General features: G+C 58.9%; 13 protein-coding genes and 1 pseudogene. 7 read left to right on the top strand and 7 right to left on the bottom strand.

Features of this window, described 5'->3' with window-relative positions; genetic code table 11:
• Window positions 1-41 precede the first annotated feature (41 nt).
• Both glyA and CKW16_RS22100 read right to left on the bottom strand, forming a co-directional pair.
• On the bottom strand, window positions 42-1,295 hold the full coding sequence (gene glyA, locus CKW16_RS22105) for a serine hydroxymethyltransferase (protein ID WP_046048774.1): 1,254 nt from the start codon (window positions 1,293-1,295) through the stop codon (window positions 42-44).
• Between the two features lie 254 nt (window positions 1,296-1,549).
• Window positions 1,550-5,398, bottom strand: a complete 3,849-nt coding sequence (locus CKW16_RS22100; protein ID WP_095130637.1) for a bifunctional diguanylate cyclase/phosphodiesterase — start codon at window positions 5,396-5,398, stop codon at window positions 1,550-1,552.
• A gap of 285 nt (window positions 5,399-5,683) precedes the next feature.
• On the opposite strand from CKW16_RS22100, the gene ettA reads away from it, so the two are divergent.
• Together ettA and gdhA are read left to right on the top strand one after the other, a co-directional pair.
• The gene (ettA, locus tag CKW16_RS22095; protein WP_056742850.1) at window positions 5,684-7,348 is read left to right on the top strand and encodes an energy-dependent translational throttle protein EttA; all 1,665 of its coding nucleotides are present in this window, start codon (window positions 5,684-5,686) and stop codon (window positions 7,346-7,348) included.
• Window positions 7,349-7,736: 388 nt separating this feature from the next.
• The gene (gene gdhA, locus CKW16_RS22090; protein ID WP_095130635.1) at window positions 7,737-9,074 is read left to right on the top strand and encodes an NADP-specific glutamate dehydrogenase; all 1,338 of its coding nucleotides are present in this window, start codon (window positions 7,737-7,739) and stop codon (window positions 9,072-9,074) included.
• Here the strand turns inward: gdhA and CKW16_RS22085 are convergent.
• The 4 genes and pseudogenes from CKW16_RS22085 to CKW16_RS22070 form a co-directional block, all read right to left on the bottom strand.
• Entirely contained in the window at window positions 9,071-9,565 is a 495-nt protein-coding gene (locus CKW16_RS22085; RefSeq protein ID WP_095130633.1) for a GreA/GreB family elongation factor, read from the bottom strand. The genes gdhA and CKW16_RS22085 overlap by 4 nt on opposite strands.
• A gap of 114 nt (window positions 9,566-9,679) precedes the next feature.
• Window positions 9,680-9,802, bottom strand: a pseudogene (locus tag CKW16_RS32925) (hypothetical protein); the annotation flags it as partial.
• 195 nt (window positions 9,803-9,997) lie between these two features.
• Window positions 9,998-11,851, bottom strand: a complete 1,854-nt coding sequence (locus CKW16_RS22075) for a DUF4105 domain-containing protein (RefSeq protein WP_095130631.1) — start codon at window positions 11,849-11,851, stop codon at window positions 9,998-10,000.
• Between the two features lie 105 nt (window positions 11,852-11,956).
• Entirely contained in the window at window positions 11,957-12,445 is a 489-nt protein-coding gene (locus CKW16_RS22070) for a DUF3015 domain-containing protein (protein ID WP_008154254.1), read from the bottom strand.
• Window positions 12,446-12,720: 275 nt separating this feature from the next.
• Here CKW16_RS22070 and CKW16_RS22065 point away from each other — a divergent pair, with 275 nt between their 5' ends.
• A complete protein-coding gene (locus CKW16_RS22065) occupies window positions 12,721-15,159 on the top strand; it encodes a Lon protease family protein (RefSeq protein WP_095130629.1) in 2,439 nt (812 codons plus the stop codon).
• 324 nt (window positions 15,160-15,483) lie between these two features.
• Window positions 15,484-15,825, top strand: a complete 342-nt coding sequence (locus CKW16_RS22060) for a hypothetical protein (RefSeq protein WP_008154258.1) — start codon at window positions 15,484-15,486, stop codon at window positions 15,823-15,825.
• A gap of 5 nt (window positions 15,826-15,830) precedes the next feature.
• Here CKW16_RS22060 and CKW16_RS22055 read toward each other — a convergent pair whose 3' ends face one another.
• Complete coding sequence (locus CKW16_RS22055) at window positions 15,831-17,660, bottom strand: hypothetical protein (protein WP_095130627.1); 1,830 nt, start codon at window positions 17,658-17,660, stop codon at window positions 15,831-15,833.
• A 159-nt stretch (window positions 17,661-17,819) separates the two neighbouring features.
• Between CKW16_RS22055 and CKW16_RS22050 the strand changes: the two genes are divergently transcribed.
• The 3 genes from CKW16_RS22050 (at window position 17,820) to CKW16_RS22040 (ending at window position 19,480) form a co-directional block, all read left to right on the top strand.
• A complete protein-coding gene (locus CKW16_RS22050; protein ID WP_056742836.1) occupies window positions 17,820-18,308 on the top strand; it encodes a TIGR00645 family protein in 489 nt (162 codons plus the stop codon).
• 133 nt (window positions 18,309-18,441) lie between these two features.
• Complete coding sequence (locus tag CKW16_RS22045; RefSeq protein WP_095130625.1) at window positions 18,442-18,741, top strand: DUF6482 family protein; 300 nt, start codon at window positions 18,442-18,444, stop codon at window positions 18,739-18,741.
• Between the two features lie 121 nt (window positions 18,742-18,862).
• Complete coding sequence (locus tag CKW16_RS22040) at window positions 18,863-19,480, top strand: FKBP-type peptidyl-prolyl cis-trans isomerase (RefSeq protein ID WP_046048787.1); 618 nt, start codon at window positions 18,863-18,865, stop codon at window positions 19,478-19,480.
• Window positions 19,481-19,572 lie beyond the last annotated feature (92 nt).

The raw sequence follows: 19,572 nt of genomic DNA, 5'->3' as shown, positions 1-19,572 counted from the left end.
ATCACTGGCCGGTTTTTCATTGCTGCGGTTTAGCGGGCTGATTAGGCGCCGTATACCGGCAGCTTCTTGCAGATGGCCTTGACCTTCTCACGAACGGCGTCGATCACCGCTTCGTTGGAAAGGTCCGCCAGGATGTCGCAGATCCAGCCGGCCAGCTCTTTGCACTCTGCTTCCTTGAAGCCACGAGTGGTCACAGCCGGAGTACCGAAGCGCAGGCCGGAGGTGACGAACGGGGAGCGTGGATCGTTTGGCACAGAGTTCTTGTTCACGGTGATGAACGCTTTGCCCAGAGCGGCGTCTGCGTCTTTACCGGAGATTTCCTGCTTGATCAGCGACAGCAGGAACAGGTGGTTCTGAGTACCGCCCGACACCACGTCGTAACCGCGCTCGATGAACACGCCGGCCATGGCCTGGGCGTTTTTCACCACTTGTTGCTGGTAGGTCTTGAACTCAGGTTGCAGCGCTTCCTTGAAGCAGATCGCTTTAGCGGCGATCACGTGCTCCAGCGGGCCACCCTGGGCACCCGGGAATACTGCGGAGTTCAGTTTCTTCTCGATGTCGGCGTTGGCGCGAGCCAGGATCAGGCCGCCACGTGGACCGCGCAGGGTCTTGTGCGTGGTGGTGGTCACGACGTCAGCGAAAGGCACCGGGTTCGGGTAGACGCCAGCGGCGACCAGACCGGCCACGTGGGCCATGTCGACGAACAGGTAAGCGCCGACTTTGTCAGCGATCTCACGGAAGCGCGGGAAGTCGAGGATCTGCGAGTAGGCAGAGAAACCGGCCACGATCATTTTCGGCTTGTGTTCAACCGCCAGACGCTCGACTTCGTCGTAGTCGATCAGGCCGTTGCCGTCGATACCGTACTGAACGGCGTTGTACAGCTTGCCGGAGGAAGAAACGCTGGCACCGTGGGTCAGGTGACCACCGTGCGCCAGGCTCATGCCCAGGATGGTGTCGCCCGCTTGCAGCAGAGCCAGGTAAACGGCGCTGTTGGCTTGCGAACCGGCGTGCGGCTGAACGTTGGCGTAATCGGCGCCGAACAGTTCTTTTGCACGGTCGATGGCCAGTTGCTCGACCACGTCGACGAACTCGCAACCACCGTAGTAGCGCTTGCCCGGGTAGCCTTCGGCGTACTTGTTGGTCAGTACCGAGCCTTGAGCTTCCATGACCGCAGGGCTGGTGTAGTTTTCCGAAGCGATCAGCTCGATGTGTTCTTCCTGGCGCTGAGCTTCTTGCTCCATGGCGGCAAAGAGATCGGCGTCGTACTTGGCAATAGTCAAATCACGGCTGAACATGGCGGTCCTCAAGGATCGGGGCAGAAAAGGGGGGCATTCTAACCCAATGGGTTTTAGATGGCATATGAAAGGACATCATGTCGCAGACAAGTGGGCTTCATGACGGGATCAGCGGTGATCGTGCCAGCGGGTGATAGGTGATCGTTCCCACGCTCTGCGTGGGAATGCCTCACTGGACGCTCTGCGTCCGCTTCGGCATGTGACGCGGAGCGTCACTGGCTGCATTCCCACGCAGAGCGTGGGAACGATCAACCTCAGTCAAACATGAACAGCGCTTCATTGCTGAACTGCGCTTCAAACCGGTTCGCCGGCATCGGCCGGCCGAACAGATACCCCTGAACCTCGTCGCAACCATGCTCACGCAGGAAGTCGAGTTGCTCGTGGGTTTCCACGCCCTCGGCGATAACCGCCAGATTGAGGCTGTGGGCCATGGCGATGATCGCGCGGGCGATCTGCGCATCCTGCTCACCCGACGGCAGGCCGTCGACGAAGGTGCGGTCGATTTTCAGCACGTCGATCGGGAATTGCTTGAGGTAGTTGAGCGATGAGTAACCGGTGCCGAAGTCGTCGACCGCGATGCTCAGGCCGAGATTTTTCAGCCCGGCGAGAATCTGCATCGCTTCGCTGACTTCGCGCATCAGAATACTTTCGGTCAGTTCCAGCTCCAGGCATGCCGGCGGCAGGCCGGTTTCCTTGAGGATGGTGGCGATCCGCGTCCCGAGTTGGCCGTCGGAGAATTGCCGGGCCGAAATGTTCACCGACACCTTCGGCACCCGGACCTTGGCCTGATGCCAGGTCTTGAGTTGACGGCAGGCCTCGCTGATCACCCAGTCGCCGACATCCACCACCAGGCCGAGCTCTTCGAGCACCGGAATGAAGTCTCCCGGCGGTACCAGACCGCGTCGCGGATGGCGCCAGCGCAGCAAGGCTTCAGCGCCGGTCAGGCGTTTGCCATCGCCGCTGAACTGCGGTTGGTAGTAGAGGACGAATTCGTTCTGCTCCAGGGCGTGACGCAAGTCGCTTTCCAGTTCCAGACGCTCCAGGGCGCTGGCGTTCATGTCGGCCTGATAGAACTGGAAGTTGTTCTTGCCACGCTCCTTGGCGTGATACATCGCGGTGTCGGCGTTTTTCATCAGCTGGCTGAGTTCGTTACCGTCCTGAGGGCTCAGGGCGATGCCGATACTGGCGGTGACGAAGAACTCTCGGCCTTCAAGCACGAACGGTTTCACCAGGCTGGCGAGAATCTGTTCGGCCACATGAATCGCCCGGTTCAAGGCAATTTCACGGTTGGCCCGCGGTTGCAGCAGCAAGGTGAATTCATCGCCGCCCATGCGCGCCACGGTGTCGTCATCATCGACACAGCCGAGCAGGCGCGTGGCCATTTCCTTGAGCATGCGATCGCCAGCGGCGTGGCCCAGGGAGTCGTTGATCGGTTTGAAGCGGTCCAGGTCGAGGAACATCAGCACCACCCAGGACTTCTGCCGTTCGGCCGATTGCAGCGCCGTGTGCAGGCGATCCTGGAACAGTGTGCGGTTGGGCAGGTGAGTCAGGGCGTCGTAATAGGCGAGGCGGTGAATCCGCTGCTCACTGGCCTTGCGTTCGCTGATGTCGCTGAAGAAGCACACGTAGCTGGCCAGATCGCCTTCGTCATCCAGCACCGCCGTGATCCCGACCCAGGCCGGGTAATGCTCGCCATTGCGTCGTTTGAGCCAGACTTCGCCTTCCCATGTGCTGTGCTGATGCAGTTGCTTGAGCACATAACGCAGATGCGCTTCCTGCTGATCGTCGACGGTCAGCATGTTCGGCAACTGGTCGAGCACCTGCTCCACCGCATAACCACTGACACGGCTGAAAGCTTCGTTGGCCTGGACGATGTAGCCGGCCGGGTCGGTGATCAGGATCGCCGAGGTCGAGTGCTCAAATACGGTCGCGGCCATGCGCAGGTCTTTTTCGGCCCGGCGTTGCTGGCTGATGTCGCGACCGACGCCCAGCACACCCTCGAATGCACCGTGTTCGTCCCAGACCAGCACCAGTCGCAGTTCGATGGGAATCTTGCGCCCGTCGGCCCGCAGGCAGTCGAACAAAAACAGTTGGGTCTGCACCTGGCTGCGCAACAGCGCCAGTTGGTCGGGTTTGTTCAGCGCTTTGCTGACCCGGTCCATCAGGCTATAAATGCCGGTCAGCTGTTGTGGGTTGGCGATGGTCGATTGCCAGCCGTTCTGGAAAATCCAGTCGGCGTCGTAGCCCAGCACGGCTTGCACCGATGGGCTGACGTAGTTGAGCGCCATCTTGCTGTCGGTCGAGAAAATCACGTCGCTGATGCTTTCGGCGAGCATCCGGTAACGTTGCTCGCTGTCGCGCAGGGACTCACTGGCTTCAATCTGATCGGTGATGTCCTTGGCCACGCCGATGATCCGCGTGACTTGATCGTGCTTGTCCCGCGCGAGCGCCTGTTCGCGGATGTCAAAGCGCCGCCATTTACCGTCCCGGTGGCGGAAGCGCAATTGGCATTGCATCAATTGTCGGTAACCGGCCTGCCGCTGGGTTTGGCGCGAGCGGTGGTAGAAGTCGGCATCTTCGGGGTGCAGCAGAATTTCCCAGAAATACTCGCCCATCTGGTGCAGTTCGGTACGGTTGTAACCGAGCGTCTGGCCCAGGTGATGGTTGCTGAAAATCATTCGCTGGCTGATCACGTCTTGCACGTACAGATGATCCGGCACGGTGCGCACCACGTCGGACCAGAATCCTTCGCGCTCCAGCAGCGACAGTTCGACGAGCTTGCGGCTGGTGATGTCGGTGATGCTCAGGATCACCGCTTTATAGTCGTCCTGGTCTTCCGGCAGACGCAGGACCAGCCACAAGTGCTGGTCGCGGCCATTGGCGTCTTGCAGTTTGATTTCCAGTTCAAGCTGTTTCTGCTGGTTGAGCACCGCGTCGAGCACTTGATTGCCGATCGCGGTGCCGTCCTGCGGGTTACCGTCGATCAGCAGTTTCCAGGCTTGATCGCACGTGTTGACGTTGAGCAGTTGCAGGGCGACCAGGTTGACCTCGGTGATGCGCAGTTCCTGCAGCAGGTGCTGGCGTTGTTCCGGTGTCTCGAGCCAGGCCTTCAGTTGTTCGCTGCTGTGCAGCTGAGCCTTGTCGAAGAAGCTTTTGAGCCCGGACACGTCGAGTACACACAAGGCGACGCCGGTGCCTTCGAAAATATCCTGGTAGCGTCGACGGCCTTCGTGCACCTGGCGTTGGCGGCGGCGCATGTTCAGCAGGGCGATGAACGGCAGCAGCGAGAAGGCCAGGCCCAGAAGGCATTTGCCGATGAACGCCGGCAGCAGTTGTTCGATCATCCGTTGCCGGTCGAACAACCCGCGCAGTTGCCAGTCGCTACTGCTCAGGGGCACGGTCAGCACGCTGTTGGCCAGCTCATCCGCTGTCAACGCCGTCGGAGTGGCCGAGGGCTGCCCATCGTCGCGGCTGATGATCTGGTGATTGACGCGGTTTTCCACCACCCACAGCGGGCGAATACCGGGTTCGTTTTGTTTGGTCAGCGATGAGAAAAATGTCGGCGTCAGGCGCAGAACCCAGTAGCCGCGGGTGCTGCCGCTGGCTTGATGCAGCAGCAGATGCACCACCGAGCCGTCATTGGCGTTGCTGAAATAATGCGCCTGGGCGTGACTGCGCCGGACCAGTTCGCTCAGGTAGTCGGCATCGTCGCTGTTGTCGGCGCTGTCGGTGAGGACTTTCCCGGAAGGGCTGAGCAACGCGAGGCTGCGCAGGTCGGGCAAGGATTTTTGCAGTTTGCGAAACAGCGCCTGCTGTTCGTCGGCGCTTTGCGGTTGTTCGACGATCGGTAGCAGGTTGAGGGCGATCTGGGCGTTCAGCGCCATGTTCAGGCTGACTTGCGAGGCCAGATCGGCGGTGTAGTCGATGGTGTACTGACGCTGGTGTTGTTGGGCATCACGAAGCTGATCCAGCAACTGCCAGAACAGCAGCGCGAGCAACAACAGGACGAGCGCTGCCAGTGCGCCCCTCAAGGACCCACGCAGGGGTGAGCCGGTCGCAGGATTGAGTGCGCTCACGGAAGATGAGGGAGTGACATTAGACAAACTGTAATCCTGCGGTTTGGCTGGACTGGCGCGACGTGCACTATAAGCCGGACGCCCGGAGGGCGGCTAGCATGCCCTGAGTTGTGGCAAAGTGCCAGTCCCGCTCGGCTGGACTGCCTTCCGTCAATCAGGTAGCTTTGCCGGTTACGCGGGAGCGTTCCAGCTCCTAGAATCAGGCTTTTTCAGCGCTCACGCATTGATGACCATCAATCGGACGACGCGCACGGCCTGGCCGGGCATCGCCCGCGCCCCAATCATTCATCGTTCACTGACCCTAGGTTCTCCATGGCTCAATACGTATTCACCATGCATCGGCTGGGTAAAGTTGTTCCGCCGAAGCGGGAAATCCTGAAAAACATTTCGCTGTCGTTCTTCCCGGGCGCCAAGATTGGCGTACTCGGCCTCAACGGTTCGGGTAAATCCACGCTGTTGAAAATCATGGCGGGCGTCGACACCGAGTTCGAGGGTGAAGCCCGTCCGATGCCGGAGCTGAACATCGGCTACCTGCCGCAAGAACCGATCCTGGACCCGACCAAGACCGTGCGTGAAGTGGTCGAGGAAGCGGTCAGCGTGATCAAGAACGCCCAGGCGCGCCTGGACGAGGTCTATGCGGCTTACGCTGATGAAGATGCCGACTTCGACAAACTGGCCGCCGAACAGGCCAAGCTCGAAGCCATCCTGCAAGCCAGCGACGGTCACAACCTGGATCGCCAACTGGAAGTCGCCGCCGATGCGCTACGTCTGCCGGCCTGGGATGCCAAGGTCGAATTCCTGTCCGGTGGTGAGAAGCGTCGTGTGGCCCTGTGCCGCCTGCTGCTGTCCGCCCCCGACATGCTGCTGCTCGACGAACCGACCAACCACCTGGACGCCGATTCCGTCGCCTGGCTGGAGCACTTCCTGCACGACTTCCCGGGCACCGTGGTTGCGATCACGCACGACCGGTACTTCCTGGACAACGTCGCTGGCTGGATCCTCGAACTCGACCGCGGCGCCGGTATCCCTTACGAGGGCAACTATTCGGGTTGGCTTGAAGCCAAGTCCAATCGTCTGGCTGCCGAATCCAAGCAGCAGTCGGCCCACGAAAAAGCCATGAAGGAAGAACTGGAGTGGGTGCGCCAAGGCGCCAAGGCCCGCCAGTCCAAATCCAAGGCTCGTCTGCAACGCTTCGAAGAAATGCAATCGCAGGAATTCCAGAAGCGCAGCGAAACCAACGAGATCTACATCCCGGCCGGTCCACGTTTGGGCGACAAGGTCATCGAATTCAAGAACGTTTCCAAGGGTTATGGCGATCGCGTGCTGATCGACAACCTGTCGTTCTCCATGCCTAAAGGCGCCATCGTTGGCGTGATCGGCGGTAACGGTGCCGGTAAATCGACCCTGTTCCGTATGTTGATGGGCAAGGAAACACCGGATTCGGGCAGCATCGAAGTCGGCGAAACCGTGCAACTGGCGTGCGTCGATCAAAGCCGCGAAGACCTGGACGGCAGCAAGACTGTGTTCCAGCAAATCTCCGACGGTTCGGATCAGATCCGCATCGGCAACTACGAGATCCCGTCGCGCACCTACGTCGGTCGCTTCAACTTCAAGGGCGGCGATCAGCAGAAGTTCGTCAAGGACCTGTCCGGTGGTGAGCGAGGTCGCTTGCACCTGGCGCTGACCCTGAAGGAGGGCGGCAACGTCCTGCTGCTCGACGAACCGTCCAACGACCTCGACGTTGAAACCCTGCGTTCCCTGGAAGAAGCCCTGCTGGACTTCCCGGGCGCCGCCATTGTGATCTCTCACGATCGGTGGTTCCTTGACCGCGTCGCGACTCACATCCTGGCGTACGAAGACGACTCGCAAGCAGTGTTCTTCGAAGGCAACTACACCGAGTACGAAGCCGATCGCCGCAAACGCCTCGGCGAAGCCGCGACTCAGCCGCACCGTGTACGGCACAAGAAACTGGCCTGATTTCAGGTTGGTTGCATGAAAGAACGGAGCCTTCGGGCTCCGTTTTTTTTTGGGTCTTTCCGGGGGACCGAGGTGCGACATTCGCGAGCAAGTCGAATCGTCGCACCGCCGCTCCCACATTTGATTTTCAGTGGACTCTGGATTTGTGTTCACCGTAGATCAAATGTGGGAGCGGGCTTGCTCGCGAAGACGATCTCCAGGACGGTGCAATTCTCCCTTCGTGCGTCCCCGTTCAGGTGCAAAAACAGTCCAAAAACAGGATTTATTTATATCCTGTGCACCATTTAATTTCACAAATGCGACATTTCGCTCTGTTCCTGTGCGCGATTCGTTTGCTAAAGTCCGGCCCAATCTCTTCCAACGACAATAAATTTGCCGAGACTTTTCCATGATCGAATCCGTTGAATCCTTCCTTGCCCGTCTGAAAAAACGCGACCCTGACCAGCCGGAATTCCATCAGGCCGTGGAAGAAGTCCTGCGTAGCCTGTGGCCATTTCTTGAAGCCAATCCGCACTATCTGACCTCCGGCATTCTGGAGCGGATTTGCGAGCCGGAGCGGGCGATCGTTTTCAGGGTTTCCTGGGTCGACGATCAAGGCAACGTGCAGGTCAATCGCGGATTCCGCATCCAGATGAACAGCGCCATTGGTCCGTACAAGGGTGGGTTGCGTTTCCATCCTTCGGTGAATCTTGGCGTGTTGAAGTTCCTTGCCTTCGAGCAGACATTCAAAAACTCGCTGACTTCATTGCCGATGGGCGGTGGCAAGGGTGGTTCGGATTTCGATCCGAAAGGCAAAAGCGACGCTGAAGTCATGCGGTTCTGCCAGGCCTTCATGAGCGAGTTGTACCGTCACATCGGTGCAGACGTTGACGTTCCGGCCGGTGATATTGGCGTCGGTGCCCGCGAGATCGGTTTCCTGTTCGGCCAATACAAGCGCCTGAGCAACCAATTCACCAGCGTGTTGACCGGCAAGGGCCCGAGCTATGGCGGCAGCCTGATTCGCCCGGAAGCCACCGGTTTCGGCTGTGTGTACTTTGCTGAAGAAATGCTCAAGCGCAGCGGTGAAAACGTCGAAGGCAAACGCGTGGCCATCTCGGGTTCGGGCAACGTCGCCCAATACGCGGCGCGCAAAGTCATGGACCTGGGCGGCAAAGTGATTTCCTTGTCCGACTCCGAAGGCACGCTGTACTGCGAAAGCGGTTTGACCGAAGAACAGTGGCTGGCGGTACTGGAGCTGAAAAACGTCCAGCGTGGGCGCATCAGTGAACTGGCCGGCCGTTTTGGCCTGGAGTTCAAGGCCGGCCAGCACCCGTGGACGCTGAGTTGCGACATCGCGCTGCCATGCGCGACACAAAACGAACTGGATGCCGAGGCGGCCCGCACGTTACTGCGTAACGGCTGCATCTGCGTGGCGGAAGGCGCGAACATGCCTACTACCCTTGAAGCCGTAGACCTGTTTATCGAGGCGGGGATTCTGTTCGCGCCGGGCAAGGCTTCCAATGCCGGTGGTGTTGCGGTGAGCGGGCTGGAGATGTCGCAGAACGCCATGCGACTGCTATGGACCGGCGGTGAGGTGGACAGCAAACTTCACGCGATCATGCAGTCGATCCACCACGCTTGCGTGCATTACGGCGAAGAGAATGGCCGGATCAACTACGTCAAAGGCGCGAACATCGCCGGCTTCGTCAAAGTTGCCGACGCGATGCTCGCCCAAGGCGTGGTTTAAGCAGGTTCGATACGGATGATCTCGATCAGCTGATCGCCCGCCGGACGTTGCCACAGCACCTCGTCGCCGAGTTGCGCTCCGAGCAATGCCCGGCCCAGCGGTGAACCCCAATTGATCAGGCCCGCAGACGCGTCGGCCTGATCTTCACCGACCAGTTGCACGGTTTGCTCGGTGCTGTGTTCGTCGGCGAAGGTCACACGGCTGCCGATCTGCACTTTTTGCGTTGAGTTGGCGGCGGTCACGACCTGAGCGCTTTGCAGACGCTGGTTGAAATACCGCAAATCGCGTTCAAGGTCCGCCAGGCGATGCTTGTCGGCGTGCTCACCTTTGGCCGATTGCTCGCTGTGCAGGTGTTGCAATTCGGCGACCTTCACCTGCAACAGGGCCAGCCCCGTGGGCGTGACGTAATTGGGCTGCGCGCTGACTTGCCGTTCGACGGGCTGATCGGCTTGCGCGGCGGCGTTATCTTCATTGACGAAGGCACGACTCATGGTTTTCTCCCGTTATAGGGTTTGGGCCATGGTCGCAGGCTTTTAGTTTCGACAGATATCTGTGGGCGACTTATTGCGAGCGAAAAGCACGAGCGGCGTCCTGATCCTTCTGCTGCAACCGTCATCGAAGCCATCGGCGAATGCCGGTGGATAACCCTTGGCGATCAGATCCTCGTGGGTCGTCTGGCAACCCGCGATCAACATCAGCAAACCCGCCACACCTACGCAACGCCACATCTCAGACTCCCGACCGTCAACGGCCTATGGGAGAAGTCTAGGAGTGGAGTCGTGAGCGGGATGTGAAAGAGAGATCAAAAGATCGCAGCCCTGTAGGAGCACAGCTTGCTGGCGATGGCATCACCTCGGTCTATCCGAATAACCGCGTCGATACCATCGCCAGCAAGCTGTGCTCCTACAGGTGACGCGGGGCGGTTAGTAGTGATACCACTTCACCTCAAGCATCACTTCGTTCTCGGGCGAAGCCAGGTGGCTGAATTCGCGCTGGGCACTCAGGCGCAAACCCAGATTGCGCGACAATTCCCACTGCTGATTCAGACTCACGCTACGGCGCACTTCACCGTTGGTGAAGAAGTCGCCTTTGGCTTCCAGGCTGAAGTTGCCCAACGGGTTTTTCCACAGCAAACCGCTGTTGAAGCCCGCCGCCGGGGCGATGAAGCCGGCGAAGTCGTTGTTGTGTTCAATGCGCACGGTGCCCAAAGCAAAGCCGAGCATGTCGTCGCCCAGTTGCCAGGTCCCGCCGCCACCGCCATTGACGTGGCTGACCAGGGTTTCGTCGTCATGCTTGCCCGGCACGCGCTCCAGGCCACCGGTGACTTGCCACGAGAGTGGCTGCAGCAATTCATTGCGCGGGGTCAGGGAGCGGATGGTCGCCAGGTCAAATTGCTGCAACTGCCAGTGATTGCCTTCGTACTGGCGCAGTTTCATTTGCAGGATTTCAATCTGCGCGCCGAGGGGGAAGCTCTCGGCGTTGTCGTTGAGGTCGTGATACGCCATGCGCAGGCCATATTCGCCAAAGGCCTTGTCGCCCCGAGTGCCGATGCCTGCCTGCCAAGTGCGGGATTCGTGGCCGTCCTCAGGCAAGCCGGGTCGCGGGATGTCCAGTTCCGGCGCGGGGTTCTGGTTGATCGCACGCAGAAGTTCGAAACTGCGCTGCGCCCGTTGCGGGTCGCGTTCCTGGCCGTTGGCGCGGTAGCGCTCCAGGCGATAGGCCGCGTCGATGATCAGCGCCTGACGATCCTTGGGTTGAGCCTTGAACGCCGGTTCTTGCAGTTGCTTCTGGTCGGCGCTGACTTTCAGCACCCATTCCTGTTCTGAATGGGTCAACGGCTCGGCGCGGCTCAGCAGTTCACGTTCGCGAGACGGCCGATACTGAATGGATTCCACCAGTCCGGCTTCTTTCACCGCTTTGACGGTGTCGGTAGGAATCGCGGTCAGCGGGAACTGTTCGGTCAGTCGCAGGCTCGGGCGGGCGACTTGCAGCAATTCCAGCAGACGATAAGAGCAGTTTTCGTCGAAGAAAAAATAGTCGAACTGGATCTGCTTGAGCTCCCAGACGTGCTCGACCATGCGTTCGGTTTCTGCCTGGGTCAGGTTCAGACGGTATTCCCACAGATCGCGGTTCTCGAGACTGCGGTACTCCGAGAGTTTTTCCTGATAAGGCACCAGCGCAAACAAGCCGGGATAGCCGCCCATCAAGCCTTTCCAGGCATACAGGATGCTGTTGTCCGAGCCTTCGATATACGCGCCGAAGTTGATTGCATAACTGAGCAGGGCAGTTTGATCGCTCTGCACATTGGCCTGGTCGATGCGCAGCAACGTATGGCCGAACATCGATGACGGACTGTTCAGATACGCCGCCGGGAAAATCATCACCGCACTGTGGGGCGAAACATCCTTGAACCATTGCTTGAATTCAGTGCAGGGAAGCGTTGGCAGATCGGTCAGGTTGAGCTGTGCTTTGAGCCAGCGGGTGCGGGCAGGGTAGACGCATTGCGCATGCTTTTCACCGGCACTGGCCGGGGCGTACAGCGCTTGCACGGTCGCCGTCAGCTCGCGGTCAGGATGTTCATTGCCGTCGGCGGCGAGGAAGAATTTCTTGTCGCTGATATAGCTGCGCCAGCCGCCGAGCTTGGCGGCTTCGTAGTGACCCAGGGAAATCCAGAAGGGGTCATTGGCCAATTGCTGCAAACGTTGATTGTCGATTTTGGGCGTGGCAGACAGCGGGGCGCAGACACAGAGCGCCAGCCAGGCAAGGCGTTTGAGCATAGTGGGCAACTTAATTCGAAAGAAACAAAGACCCAAAGGGGCAGGCCAAAAGGGCCAGGCTCAAAAAATAAAACCCGCTCCCCGAAAGGAGCGGGCGGGTCGAGCTTAAGCTTGAGTAGCGTACTTGGCCAGACGAGGATCGCTCTTCAGAACGGCCAGGGTGTTGGTATGCACGTCGTCAGCGGTCACGTCAGCCTTGCTGAAGATCTGCTGGAAGTGCTCATGAGTGACGGCGGCGAAATGCGCACGGTCTTCCGGTGCCACGCCCAGTACTACAGCGTAAGTGGTCAGCGCTTCGCCCTGACCTTTAGCCATGTCTTCGGACAGCTCGTTCATCATGCCATTCATGGCAATCCAGGATTTGCCGCCATAGGTCAGCGACGCATTGGTCGAGCAACCGTTGGTACCCGAGGTCATACCGAACGTTGCGTTGCCGGAAGTGCCGTTGGTGGTGGATGCCAGGAAGTGCGCCGGGGTGCCACGCTGACCTTCGAACAGCATGTTGCCCCAACCGCAATCCGGGCCGCCTGGGGCCTGTGCCATTGCGTTGATGGATACAGCGGTGAAGAGAGTACCGAGAAGAATCCGTTTCATAGCTATGTTCTCTTTGTGTGCATACCAATGGACAAGGTGCTGGCCCCTAAAGGTGCCAGTGGGCCGGTTATTCGTTCCAGCCGCGCAGCAGGAGTTTAAGCATTTTCCGGGCGTTCCGTAATCTTTTGCGAAACATTCCTTGAAAACACTGATTTTGACCCGCTCGGCCCGGGGCTGATGCTTTGTCTAAACTTTGGCTTGAGGCGCGCCTTGCCAGTGAGGTACGGGCAGCGCCAGAATGCCGCTATCTGCCCCGCCTGATGTAAGGAAGCCCGATGCCTGATCCTGTTGCTGCCAGCTTGCGTCTAGCGCCCGAAGCGCTGACCCGTCCGTTTTCCGCTGAACAGTTCAGCTTCTCTACCACCAATGATTTGGAGCCCTTCCGCGGTGTGCTTGGCCAGGAACGTGCGGTCGAAGCCTTGCAGTTCGGTGTGGCGATGCCACGCCCCGGTTACAACGTCTTCGTCATGGGCGAGCCCGGCACCGGCCGGTTTTCGTTCGTCAAACGCTACCTGAAAGCCGAAGGCAAACGCCTGCAGACCCCGGCGGACTGGGTCTACGTCAACAATTTCGATGATCCTCGCGAACCTCGCGCACTGGAGTTGCCATCGGGTACCGCCGGTGCCTTTATCGATGACATCAACGGCTTGATCGACAACCTGCTGGCGACTTTTCCGGCCGTGTTCGAGCACCCGTCCTACCAGCAGAAGAAAAGCGCCATCGACCGCGCCTTCAATCAACGCTATGACCGCGCGCTGGATGTCATCGAGCGCCTGGCGCTGGAGAAGGACGTTGCGCTGTACCGCGACAGCACCAATATCGCCTTTACGCCGATGAGCGAAGGCAAGGCCGTGGACGAGGCCGAATTTGCCCAGTTGCCGGAAGTCGATCGCGAGCGTTTTCACGAGGATATTGCGTGGCTGGAAGAGCGGTTGAACGAAGAGCTCGCCAGCCTGCCGCAATGGAAGCGTGAGTCGAGCAATCAACTGCGCCATCTCAACGAAGAAACCATCACCCTGGCCTTGCAACCCTTGCTCGCGCCGCTGTCGGAAAAGTACGCGGAAAACGCCGGCGTTTGCGGTTACTTGCAAGCGATGCAGGTGTATCTGCTCAAGACCGTGGTCGAGCAACTGGTGGACGACAGCAAGACGGACGCCATCGCCCGCAAGCTGCTGGAAGAGCAATACGCGCCGAGCCTGGTGGTCGGTCATCCGTTCAGCGGCGGTGCGCCAGTGGTCTTTGAGCCGCACCCGACTTACGAAAACCTGTTCGGCCGCATCGAGTACACCACCGATCAGGGCGCGCTCTACACCACGTATCGACAGTTGCGCCCGGGTGCGCTGCACCGCGCCAACGGCGGCTTCCTGATTCTTGAAGCGGAAAAAATGCTCAGTGAGCCGTTCGTGTGGGATGCGCTCAAACGCGCGCTGCAATCGCGCAAATTGAAAATGGAATCGCCGCTGGGCGAGATGGGCCGTTTCGCCACCGTGACCCTTACTCCGCAACATATTCCGTTGCAGGTCAAAGTGGTCATCATCGGCGCCCGACAGCTCTACTACACGCTGCAGGACCTCGATCCGGACTTCCAGGAGATGTTCCGTGTCCTGGTGGACTTCGACGAAGACATCCCGATGGTTGACGAGAGCCTGGAGCAGTTCGCCCAGTTGCTCAAGACCCGCACCTCCGAAGAAGGCATGGCGCCGCTGACCGCCGATGCGGTGGCACGTCTGGCGACTTACAGTGCTCGCCTGGCTGAGCACCAGGGGCGTTTGTCGGCGCGGATCGGTGATCTGTTCCAGTTGGTCAGCGAGGCGGATTTCATTCGCCAACTGGCCAGTGACAAAATGACCGACGCCGGGCACATCGAACGTGCGCTCAAGGCCAAGGCCACGCGTACCGGGCGCGTCTCGGCACGGATTCTCGATGACATGCTGGCCGGGATCATCCTGATCGACACCGCAGGTGCGGCGGTCGGCAAGTGCAACGGGCTGACAGTGCTGGAGGTCGGTGACTCGGCCTTCGGTATACCGGCGCGGATTTCCGCCACGGTCTATCCGGGCGGTAGCGGCATCGTCGACATCGAGCGCGAGGTCAATCTCGGTCAGCCGATTCACTCCAAAGGCGTGATGATCCTCACCGGGTACCTGGGCAGCCGTTACGCCCAGGAATTCCCGCTGGCGATTTCCGCGAGTATCGCCCTGGAGCAGTCCTACGGTTACGTCGATGGTGATAGTGCATCGCTGGGCGAGGCTTGCACCTTGATTTCGGCGCTGTCGAAAACCCCGCTCAAGCAGTGCTTTGCGATCACCGGTTCGATCAACCAGTTCGGTGAAGTGCAGGCGGTGGGCGGGGTCAACGAGAAGATCGAAGGCTTCTTCCGACTCTGCGAAGCCCGCGGGCTGACCGGTGAGCAGGGCGCAATCATTCCCCACGCCAACGTTGCCACGCTGATGCTCGACGAGAAAGTGCTGACGGCGGTGCGCGCGGGGCAGTTCCACGTCTACGCCGTGCGCCAGGCTGATGAAGCCCTGAGCCTGTTGGTCGGCGAGCCGGCCGGTGCGCCGGACGCCGATGGCCAGTTCCCTGAAGGCAGCGTTAACGCGCGGGTGGTGGAACGCTTGCGGGTCATCGCAGAAATGATCAGCGAAGAAGACCTCAAGGAAGCCGAGAAAGAGATGGCGCAGGAAGCCTTGGTGGAAACCAAGCCGGCCTGATACAAACCTGAGATCACCTCAATCCCCTGTAGGAGCCGAGCTTGCTCGCGATGAGGCACTGACATTCAACATCACTGTTGGCTGAAAGTCCGCCATCGCGAGCAAGCTCGGCTCCTACAGGTTGTCGGAATCGACATTCAGATCAAAAGTGCCATCAGTCTGGCGTCAATATTCACACAATGACCATTCGGCGCCTTCTGGTCTCACTTGACGTGCTAGTCAGACTTTTCCTCTATTCTCAGGTCAAGGATATCGACAGTAATCACTGGATCGAGACAGCCCTCCCGTGGGGGCTGAATACCGGATCTACCGAGGGTCGCCGCCATGTCGCGCAACCTCTGCCTCACCCGTCAATGCCTGGGCCTTGTGACCCGTATCGAGTGTGCCATCCGCCCATTGGCGGGGGATACGGGCATGTGGACCTTACTCTTCGCCGCCGGAATGGCCGGCGAACAACCTTCTGCCATCAAAGCTCAGGGCCCGTTTCATGGTCCCTTTGTGGCTGAGTCGATCCTCGACACCATCGTTGAAAGTCTCACCCTGCACGGCTATGAGCTAGCCGATGATCCACAAATCTGGTGCCTGCACCTGCAAGCCCAGCTGCGGGAAATCAATGGTGGCCGTTGCCGCAACACTGGAGGTTTCGAGTTTCGGCCCGAGCACTGAACAGGCTATTGAGCAAGGTTGGACGTGTCCGCCTTGTCGAGTTTGACCTCGAAGCCATATTGCACGGTGGAGAGATCGGTTCGTTGATAGGTTTCCAGACGGACAGGTTGCCCGTAGAAGTAATGCACCCCCAATAATGCCGGGCCTTCTGCGCTCGCATCGTGGCGGACCGAAAGAATCTCCTTCAGATAATTGCCGCTGTCGTCCTTGGCGAAGAAACGCCAGTCCTGGGCGGGAAACTGCTTCAGATCAACCACCAGCGCATTGCCTTTGAGTGCCAGCCCTTTGGGCAACTGGTGGGCGTCGATGGTTTTCTTTTCGATGGTGGCGAGAAACAGCGGCATGGAGCCCACCGCGTAAGCCGGAGTTTCTGGAAACAGGTTCAAGTCGTAGGTGATGGTGCCGCGCAGAGGATCGACCTGGTAAGCCTCAGGCGGCAACTCGATCGGCTCATCGCGTTTGCCGTTACCGTCCTCGGTAAAGAAACTGACCGGGCTTTCGCCAGGGCTGAAGGAGGTACCGAGCAGCTCATCATTGAAGCTTTTGGGGTGATCGAACTCGATACGCGCGGCGCTGGGGTCTTCGACCGACTGACTGATACTGACGCTCTTTTTCAGTTGTTCCTCGCCAAGTGTTGCACCCTTGAGCCAGATCGGGGCCTGGTCGTCGTACACCACCACCGGCAGCGTCAGTGGCTGGATGGTCTTTTGCGTGGTGTGTGGATCGAAGCGAAGTACCGGCAGGTTCAGGTCCTTGCGGGTCACCGTGGCGGTTGAAAAGTCCAGTACGCTGACCTCAAGAGTTTCGATCGGCCCGTTGAAGTACACCTTGGAATAATGGTGGCTCTGTTGCTTCTCAAAGGCGCGCTGCTCTTCATCGATCTGTTTCTCGAAACTCTCGCTCCAGGCTTTCTGCTGTTGCATTTTCGCCAGCTGTTTTTGATAGAAGGCAATTTGTGCGGTGGTTTCGTTGATCGAGCCTGAGCGGGAGAGAAATTGCCCGGTGCTGTCCTTGGCCTGGACGATCAGCGGGTTCAGCGGTGTTTCGCCGACCTCGGGGGCCTGTGGCGCGCTGTTGTTGAATTCGATTTCGGCGTAGTTGTTTGCAAGGTTCAGCAGGGTGACGCTGAGGTTGTCGTTGGTGCGAGTCTGGCCGACATCTTTTTTCGTCAGGTCGAAGCTGTAGAGCTGGCGCGGCGCGATCACTTCCACCTTGCCTTGCAGGCTCACCGGTTGTGGCTGGTTCTTGTGTTCTACACCCAGCCCATCGATGAAGGGGTAGGACACCGTCAGGTCGTCGGGGTTGGTCAGGTTTGAGCTCGATGGGCTCAGTTGAATTCCAGGATCGGTTTCTGACCATTCCGGCTGAAACGGGATGACGCGTTTGTTGCTCAAAGTCACCGATTGCCATTCAAGACTATGGGGAAAGAGAAACGCGACCGGAATGTTGAAGTTGAAGGGGAACACCGGTTGCAGGTCGGTCAGGTAGTCGGAACTGGAGTCCTTGTGCAGCACGAACAGACCGTTGATGTACGTGTCGACCAAGGCCTGGGGCGTCGGATAGTGCTTGAGGACGGCGAGGGCGTCTTCGCCATATTCTGTTTCCACCGGTTTGCTGTCGAGCTTGAGTTGCGCACGCTCGAGCAACAACAGTGAGCCGCCGAGTTCAGCCACGGCATCCTTGAGTTTTGGGTCCTGAATCGCATCCAGAGACTTCTCGAACTGTGCAGTCTTTTCCTCGAGGCTGACCTGGCGCTTCTCATCGCTGGGTGAGCAGGCGCTCATCAGCAAGACCAGGCAAATACCGGCGCTCGTTAAAGGCAATCGCACATCCATTTCCCGTCTTCCTGTCCGATGTCGCTGAGCTGTCAATGCTTTGGACACTAGCAGAAAAACCTTGTCACACACGCGCAGGTTGCGGATTTCCCGACGGTTTCTGGGTGTAACAGGTGGCTGATATACTCGCGGTCATTTCCAGGCCTTGTGTGAGATTTAATGGAACGCTTTATCGAAAATGCAATGTACGCCAGCCGCTGGCTGCTGGCGCCGATCTACTTCGGTCTGTCCCTTGGGCTACTGGCCCTGGCGCTGAAATTCTTCCAGGAAGTCTTCCACGTCATCCCTAACGTGTTCTCGATGGCCGAGTCGGATCTGATTCTGGTGCTGCTCTCGCTGATCGACATGGCGCTGGTAGGCGGTTTGCTGGTGATGGTGATGATTTCCGGTTACGAGAACTTCGTTTCCCAACTGGACATCGACGACGACAAGGAAAAGCTCAACTGGCTGGGCACCATGGATTCCTCTTCATTGAAGATGAAGGTGGCCGCTTCCATCGTGGCCATTTCGTCCATCCACCTGCTGCGGATTTTCATGGACGCCAAGAACGTCGATCCCGAGCATTTGAAGTGGTATGTGGTCATCCACATGACCTTCGTGATTTCGGCGTTTGCCATGGGTTATCTGGATAAGCTGACCAAGCACTAATCGCTTTTTATCGCTATACCAAACCGCCCGTCTGTTGCGAAACAGACGGGCGGTGTCGTTTGTGGCTTGTACTTTGATGCGCCGAGGCCTATGCCTGTAAGGATCTTGGCTCGCCACTGTGTGAGGTGTGTTCATGAACCTGCAAGAGTTGAATGCCTATGCCATCGCCGGGAAGATCGATGAACTCAACCTGATCTCGATGGAAGGCGGGATCTACCTGTTGGAGGCGCGGATGCATGGCGCGGCGTATCCATTGAGTGATGCCCACGGCCAGACGTTTCATCTGCGATCGGTCGAGCATGCGCGTGAATTGCTTCATTCCTTCCCCCACTTGCCATTCAACCTTGTGCACACCTCGGTTCATGATGAAATGTGCGGGCTAGGGGGCAGCACCGAAGAGAGTCTGAAGGTCCCGATCGGGTGTCAGCACTGACGCCTCTCATCAACGCAATGGCATCTGTGCTAGTCTGCTGGCCCTTTTGGTTCCGGGCGCTCCGGGACGCGCTGTGTACGCACGGCAAGTTCCAGGGCCGTCCGCACAGCGGAGCAGTGTCATGTCCGAAGTAAATCTGTCCACCGACGAAACCCGCGTCAGCTACGGTATTGGCCGTCAGTTGGGCGACCAACTGCGCGACAACCCGCCACCGGGCGTTAGCCTGGACGCGATCCTGGCAGGTCTGACCGACGCTTTCGCCGGCAAGGAAAGCCGTGTGGGTCAGGAAGAAATGTCCGCGAGCTTCAAGGTCATTCGCGAAATCATGCAAGCTGAAGCAGCTGCCAAAGCTGAAGCCGCTGCTGGCGAAGGCCTGGCATTCCTGGCTGAAAACGCCAAGCGTGACGGCATCACCACCCTGGCTTCCGGCCTGCAATTCGAAGTGCTGACTCAGGGTGAAGGCGCCAAGCCAACCCGTGAAGATCAAGTGCGCACTCACTACCACGGCACTCTGATCGACGGCACTGTGTTCGACAGCTCCTACGATCGTGGTCAGCCTGCAGAATTCCCGGTTGGCGGCGTGATCGCTGGCTGGACCGAAGCCCTGCAACTGATGAACGCCGGCAGCAAATGGCGTCTGTACGTGCCGAGCGAACTGGCTTACGGCGCTCAAGGCGTTGGCAGCATTCCGCCGCACAGCGTACTGGTATTCGACGTCGAACTGCTCGACGTTCTGTAATCCCTGTAACTCTGTAGGGGCGAGGCTTGCCCGCGAAAGCATCAACTCTGTTTCAAGTCGGAACCGAGTCGTCTGTATCGCGAGCAAGCTTT

This window comes from Pseudomonas sp. Irchel s3h14, assembly GCF_900187425.1.
Lineage (GTDB): Bacteria > Pseudomonadota > Gammaproteobacteria > Pseudomonadales > Pseudomonadaceae > Aquipseudomonas.
The sequence above is the reverse complement of the archived record's forward strand: the minus strand, read 5'-3'. Positions and strand labels throughout refer to the sequence as shown.